General features: G+C 63.2%; 5 protein-coding genes. 4 read left to right on the top strand and 1 reads right to left on the bottom strand.

Annotation, left to right across the window (positions count from 1 at the left end; all coding sequences use genetic code 11):
* From ACE3OH_RS17730 to ACE3OH_RS17715, 4 genes are all read left to right on the top strand, one after another.
* A partial coding sequence (locus ACE3OH_RS17730; protein ID WP_374356187.1) for a class I SAM-dependent methyltransferase occupies nt 1–558 on the top strand: 558 nt, incomplete at its 5' end.
* The gene (locus tag ACE3OH_RS17725) at nt 555–923 is read left to right on the top strand and encodes an EamA family transporter (RefSeq protein WP_374356185.1); all 369 of its coding nucleotides are present in this window, start codon (nt 555–557) and stop codon (nt 921–923) included. The genes ACE3OH_RS17730 and ACE3OH_RS17725, both read left to right, overlap by 4 nt.
* Nucleotides 916–1,869 (top strand): methyltransferase domain-containing protein, encoded by a 954-nt coding sequence (locus ACE3OH_RS17720; RefSeq protein ID WP_374356182.1) that lies wholly within the window; start codon nt 916–918, stop codon nt 1,867–1,869. Before ACE3OH_RS17725 ends, ACE3OH_RS17720 begins: the two co-directional genes overlap by 8 nt.
* A complete protein-coding gene (locus ACE3OH_RS17715; RefSeq protein WP_374356179.1) occupies nt 1,853–2,902 on the top strand; it encodes a glycosyltransferase family 9 protein in 1,050 nt (349 codons plus the stop codon). Before ACE3OH_RS17720 ends, ACE3OH_RS17715 begins: the two co-directional genes overlap by 17 nt.
* A 6-nt stretch (nt 2,903–2,908) precedes the next feature.
* Here the strand turns inward: ACE3OH_RS17715 and ACE3OH_RS17710 are convergent, their stop codons facing one another.
* The gene (locus tag ACE3OH_RS17710; RefSeq protein WP_374356176.1) at nt 2,909–6,196 is read right to left on the bottom strand and encodes a beta strand repeat-containing protein; all 3,288 of its coding nucleotides are present in this window, start codon (nt 6,194–6,196) and stop codon (nt 2,909–2,911) included.
* Nucleotides 6,197–6,484 lie beyond the last annotated feature (288 nt).

Below are 6,484 nucleotides of genomic sequence, written 5' to 3'. Positions count from 1 at the left end.
GGCCATTTTGTCCGGCGCTTGGGACGCAGCTTTGTCGCATCGGGCTTCGAACGCTCGCCCTATGCGCTGGAGCGAGCACGCGGCCTTAATCCCGGCGCCACTTTCTATGGCCAGCTGGCCGACTTGCCGAGTGCCAGCTTTGCTGGCTTGTGCTGCCTGCATGTGCTTGAGCATATCGATGATGCAGGCCTTGACGAGGTGCTGGCGACGTGGCGGCGCATGCTGGCGCCGGGCGGCCGGGTTTTGTGCGTGGTGCCGGATGTGGGCGGACGCGGCCGGGCGATCAAGGCCGAGCGTTGGTTCGCTTACCGCGACGCGACGCATATCAATCTGAAAAGCCGGCTGCAATACCGGGCGCTGTTCGCCAGCCGGGGCTTCGCGGTAGTTGCCGAAGGTACCGATGGTCTATGGGATTTTCCATATCGCCCTGGTTTTCCGCGCTGGCTTGATCTGGCATGGCATGCCACGCCAACTGTTCTGCAGTTTTTGTCGGGGCGTCTGCTGCTGTCCGCCGGCAGCGGCGAATCGGCAGTATTCATTCTGGAGCGCATGCGATGAACTGGCTTTCCTGGCTACTGGTGGCGACTGGTGTGCTGTGTGGCAGCATGGGGGCCATCTGGTTGAAGCTCGGTGCCAATGCCATCGGGGCCGAGTCGGGGTACAACCTGGATACGGCGCTGCGCCTGCTTGGCAACTGGCAGCTGTGGCTAGGACTTTGCTGCTATATCGCGCCGTCGCTGATCTGGATTCATCTGCTCAGGCGTGTCGATGTCAGCTTTGTCCAGCCGCTGGCTGCCAGCTCCTATGCCGTAACGCCGCTCCTGGCCATGCTGATCCTGCATGAATCGGTGTCGCCGCTGCGCTGGCTTGGTATAGCCGTGATCTTGCTGGGGGTGTATCTGGTGGCGGCATCACATGCCTGAGTTGCGGAGCGTCGGCAATGACAAGCAGCGTCGGCCTTGCCCGATCTGTCAGCAAGCGGCGGACGATGACATCGTATTGCGCGACTATGTCAGCCGCGAACATTTCATGTTGGCGTGCTGCCGGGCTTGTGGTCACGGCTTTATTGCCGAGCCGCCGCCGGTCGGGCAGATCTGGCGCTACTACCAGACCCCGGCCGGCGCCAAGATGCATGGGCGTGCCAATCCGCTGGCGCGTCGCCTGCAGCGACTACTGTTGCTGCGCGAGCTACGCCTGCTGGGCCGTCTGAGTGCGGGCGATCTGGTGGTGGATATCGGCTCCGGCGATGGCGCTGCGGCGGCGGTACTGGCCGAACAAGCGGCCTCGGTGCTGGCACTTGACGGCTACCCGGCCAGTCACTGGCAGCATGCAAAGATCGCTTATCGGCAAGTCGACTTCAATGCCGTGGCAAGCCGCCCGGATGGCTTGGGTGAGCTACCGGGTAGCGGCCGCCGGCTTGCCGTGATGCGCCATGTGCTGGAGCATCTTCATCAACCCGAGCAGTTCCTGCGCAATCTGGCACGCCAGCGCTTTGATACCGTACTGCTGGTGGTGCCGAATTTCCATGCCTGGCTACGACCCCTGTTCGGGCAGAGCTGGTACTACTGGGATCCGCCGCGCCATCTGCACCAGTTTACCGAAACCAGTTTGCGCGCCGCGGCCAGTCATGCCGGGTTCGATGTGGATTACCTCGGCCGCTATGGCATCGATGAAATCGTTACTTCCCTCTACCGCTGGCTGGAGATGCGCGCCCAGGATGGCAAGCTGGCGCCGCGCTGGCTACGCCAGCTATGTGCTCCCAAGGGGGCGCTGGCCGGTTTGGCTTCGGCGGCAGCCTATCTGCCGGGCAATACCGTGATCATGGCGCGACTGCGCCGGCGGGCGAATGGTGATGACCATGCCCGGTGACTGGCTCAAGCGGCTGGACCCCTGGCTGGCCTCTTCTGCCGGCATGATGGCATCTGGCTTGCGGCAGCTGCGTCGTGCTCCGGACGAGGCGGCGCTGGTGATTCGGCCGGGCGGGATGGGCGATCTGATCTGCTGCTGCATGGCGCTGGAGTCGCTTGGCATGGCGCCGCACGACTGGCACTGGCTGATCGAGCGTCGCTCGGCGCCATGGGCCGATCACCTCGGCTTGTCCTATCGCTGTTACGACCGGCAGCCCTGGCGCCTCGCGGGTGATTTTGGCCGCTACCGTCGGGTGGTCAATACCGAGCAACGCTTTGGCCTGGCACAGGCGATGGCGCTGGCTTTACTCAAGCCCGGCGGCGAGCTGTTCCATTTTTCAAGCAATCGCCTGGCGATATCCGGCACAACGAGCGTTGCTTACGACCCTTACCTGACGCATGAGGTGGCAGCATTCTCGCGATTGTTTGCAGCTGCCGTGCAGTGCGAACCGGTGCCCCTGTCACCGCGCCAGCGATTGCGTGCCAGTCATGGCGAAGTGATTCTGGGGCTGGCCGGCGGGGCTTCGCCCAGCCGTACGATTCCGGCGGCGACTTGGCTGGTGCTGGCACAGCGCTATTTGCCGGCCGGGCCGGTTACCGTTCTCGCCGGGCCGGCCGAGCGCGCGCTGGCCGAAACATTGCAGCAAACGCAGCCCGAGCGCTTTCGTAGCATCGAGATTGACTTTGGCTCTGTGTGTGAGCGCATTGCGACCGCCGAATGCTTGATGACCATGGATGGCGGCATGAGCCACATCGCTTCCTACTATGGCATCCCCCAGCTGGTGCTGTTTACCAGCGGACGTCGTGACAAATGGGCGCCATGCAGTGCACACAGCGCCACCTTGCAGCGACAGGATCTTGCCTGCCAGCCGTGCACCGTGTTCGGCCAGACGCCTCCCTGCCCGAACCAGTTTCGTTGCCATGACTTTTCCAAAGCTTGCTTGAGCGGCCACTGGCCGTGGCTGGCACAGTCCGGAATGGCCGCTCAGCGCTGATACGCACTATTGCACCGAAAAGCCCTGCGCCGAGCCGGTCGGGTATTTGAAGTAGATCAAGCCATCGTCGCCTATCCACCATGGGTCGGAGCGATGTGCTGGCGGGATGCCGCCGATTGGCGCCAGGATCTGGTAGCGCGGACGCAGGGTGTATGGTTTGCCCAGCAAGATGGCGGTAACCGTGCCATCGAGGTTGTCTCGGGTGGTGGCCTTGGGGTCGAGGAAGGAAAAGGTGGAGATCAGCTGCGGCAGGCTGTAGAAGTGCGGATACATCAGCTGGCTGCGGCCCAGGGTGTTGAACTGCAGTACGCCGCTGGCGTTCTGGCTCAGGCCGACAGTGAATCCGTCTGTCGTGCTGGAGACCAGGTCGGGTTTGATCAGCAGGGTCTGGCCGCTGTTGTTGATCTCGATCGAGCCATCCTCGGTAATGGCCACGCTTCCCTGGTAGGTGGACTGCACCGCTTGGGCAAACAGCGCCAGGCTGCTCGGACTGGTGGTCAGCTTCACATACACGCCGTTGCGGCTCACCTCGAAATGGCCATCGTCGGCCAGGATGATGCCGTCAGGGCGCGTCGGGTCGACCAGTACGTCACCATAGGGAATGATCCACAGCGGCGTGCCGTTGAGCAGCAGCGGAATGCTGCCGAAGGTGCCTTGTGAGTTCTGCGATAGCGTGGTGCGTGATCCGATAAAGTCGAACAGGGTTTGCAACAAGGGCAGCGCCGGGTCGATGCGGTCCAGCGGCGCGTTCAGATTGGGTAGCTTGGCGCGCGATTTGACATTGCTGGGGAAGGTGATATTGCCGAGATTGTCGCCAACCACGCCCGCCTTGCCGTCGAGCGAGCCGACGCGGATGCTGGCGATCTTGCCCAGCAGATTCAGACTGGCGACCTCGTTCTTGTACAGCGGCGAAGCGGTATCGGCGGCGACTACGGCCGACGCGGCCGAAGCCAGGCGCAGATTGGCGGCGCCGCTGATCACCGCAAAGGTCATGCTGCCGTCGGTATTGCGCTGCACATCCAGCGTGAGCGACGCGCTGGTGGCTTGCCCGACCAAGGGGGCAGATACCAAGACCTGCTTGATGGCGGTGCCGCTGCCCATTTGCAGGCTGAGTACCGGCGCCGCCGGCCCGCTATAGCTGAGGGTGGCGCGGCCGGAGGCCAGCTCCAGCAGGCTGGTGTTGGGCACGCCATCAATGGTGTAGGACTTGGTGACGAATAGCGCATCGCTCCCGGCCGCCGGCTTGACCGTGACGCTGCTTGACGCAGTGCTGACCTTGATATTGCTGCCATCGGCCACCAGCACGGCGGTATTGTTAGGCGCGGTCGGGGTCAGTGCCACCGGCAGGGCGGTATTGTTGGGTACTACCAGTACCCCGTTGGCGCTGACATACAGGGCCGGGTCGGGTGAGCTGACCACGCCGGTCAGGGTGGTGAGTGCACTGAAGGTGATATTGCCCTGCACCGTGGCCGGCCCGGAGGTGGTGACGCTGAAAATGCCGCTGACTCCGCCGATTACCACGCCGCCGCTGATAGTGGTGCTGGCGGTGGCGGCGCTGGTGAGCTGCAGCTTGAGCTGATCGCCATTATTGATGGTCAGCGCCGGCGTCGGTGCGCAGCTGGCAAAGGAGCCGAATACGCCGGTGCTGGCCGGTGCTATCGCACACAGCAGGGTGCTGTCCGAGCCGGCCGTCACGGCAATGCTGGCAGGCGCATTCAGCCCGCTGATGGTGATGGCATTGGACTGGGTGATGGTCTTGATCGGCAGCTTGGTGGCCGGGGTAAAGGTGAACGAGGCAGGTGCGATCGACACGGCGACGGTCGCAACGGCCGATCCGGCCATGGCCCGGCCGGAAATATCCTGCAGCGATGGGCTCACCGTCACGCTCAGGTTGTCCCCGGTTTTCAGCCCGGTCAGGGCTGCCACCGTCAGGGTCACATCGGTGCCATTGCTGGCCAGCACCGCGGCGCTCGGGTTGCCGGTAAAGCCAGTTACCCCGCTCAGTGCATAGTTGGTGGCGGTTTCGGCCAGCGTCTTGCTCATCGGCTCGCTGAAGCTGAGCCGTACATGGGTGCTGTCGACAATGGTCAGGGTGGTGCTGAGGGTAGGGGCTGTCGTGTCGGTGGTGTGGGTAGCACCGGCTTCGGTAATGGTGGCGCTGGCCAGCGCGTTGCCGGCCAGATCGAACATGCCGTTTTGCAGGGTGACTTTAAGGTGGCTGGTGACGTCGGCGCTGGTGATGAAGGTAGCGGTATTGGCCGGGTTTGGCGTCGCCAGGGTCAGGGTCACCACCCCCGGCGCAGTCTGGCTGGCCGACACCACCTGATAGGTAATGGCGCCACTATTATTGGTCAGCACGTATTTGGTGATATCGCTGACCGGCCCGTTATTGAGCAAGGGTTCGCTAAAGGTGAGCGTGACGGTATGCGGCCTGGCGCTGTTGTTGATGCTGATATTGGCGGGCGGCAGGGTGGGGACGGTAGCGTCCAGGGTCGGGGCGGTGGTGGCCTGGTAGTAACTGGCGGTGGAAATGGCATTGCCCGCCAGATCGGCGATGGCGCTGTTCAAGGTGACCTTGACCCCGCTTGCATCGGTGTTGGCAATGTAGGTGGCAGTATTGGCCGGGTTGGCTGCGGCCAGCGTCAGGGTCACCACGGTCGGGCTGACCCCGCCCGCCGTCGCGGTGGCGCCGGCAATGGAGTAGGTGAGGTTGTTGGCAGAGTTGCTGACGGAGAAATTGGCCGCATTGGTCACGGCCGCTTGATTCATCTCTTCGCTGAAGGTCAGGCGCACCGTGTTCGGGCGCACGCTGTTATTGGTGAGGATATTGCTGCCCAGCAAGGTGGGGGCGGTGGTGTCGATCACGACTGCGCTGGCCGCCAGCGAGCTGCCGCCGCCTGTTGCCGGCAAGGTGAGCGTGGCGGGTGCAGGCGTGGTGTCGTCTATGCTGCCGCCGTTGAGCCCGAGGGCGGTGGTGGTGGCGTAATCAAGCGTTGCAATATTCTGGCCGGCCAGCACGGTATAGCTGCAGGTTATGGTGGTGCTGGGCGTGGCATTGCTGGCGCAGCTGGCCGAGGGTGAGCCGGCCAGATTCAAGGTAAGGGTTGGGCTGCCGCTGACCGTGATATTGCCGTTGAAATTGACCGAGATGGTAATTACCGAGCCGGCCTTGTAGCGCCCGGAGGTGGCGCTGACGCTGGTGATGCTGGTCGCCATGGCAGCGAGCGACACACAGGCTAAAGCCAGCCAGCTGATCAAGCTGCCGATAGGGCGTGCAGATAAAGGCAACTGCATGTTCTCAACCTCGCATAATCATTATGTGTGCCAAGCAGATAGTGCGCCTGCCGCTGGCAAAGTGTACTCGCCAATGTAGCGGATGCATGCCGCACTTGCCGGCCAGTCCACTGAATCGGACAAAGCCGCCACATCTGAAGCAGGCTTGGCTTGAAGATGGGCGTCGAAATCTGCTTGGCAGACATGCTCCGCAAGCAGCCTGAAGAGCAGCCTTCACAGTAACGGCCTCAGCCGCAACACGCGCTGGCCCCGGTTTGCCCGGCTGCCTCACCCCTTGCGGGAGATGGG

Origin of the sequence: Chitinimonas sp. (assembly GCF_041904975.1) — a bacterium.
In the GTDB taxonomy this organism is placed as follows: domain Bacteria; phylum Pseudomonadota; class Gammaproteobacteria; order Burkholderiales; family Chitinimonadaceae; genus Chitinimonas.
This window is presented reverse-complemented; position numbering and strand designations above follow the sequence as displayed.

Excerpts from the sequence above, each read along its gene's own strand:
- ACE3OH_RS17725 (WP_374356185.1), top strand. The coding sequence starts at position 555 with ATGAACTGGCTTTCCTGGCTACTGGTGGCGACTGGTGTGCTGTGTGGC.
- ACE3OH_RS17720 (WP_374356182.1), top strand. The coding sequence starts at position 916 with ATGCCTGAGTTGCGGAGCGTCGGCAATGACAAGCAGCGTCGGCCTTGC.
- ACE3OH_RS17715 (WP_374356179.1), top strand. The coding sequence starts at position 1,853 with ATGACCATGCCCGGTGACTGGCTCAAGCGGCTGGACCCCTGGCTGGCC.
- ACE3OH_RS17710 (WP_374356176.1), bottom strand. The coding sequence starts at position 6,196 with ATGCAGTTGCCTTTATCTGCACGCCCTATCGGCAGCTTGATCAGCTGG.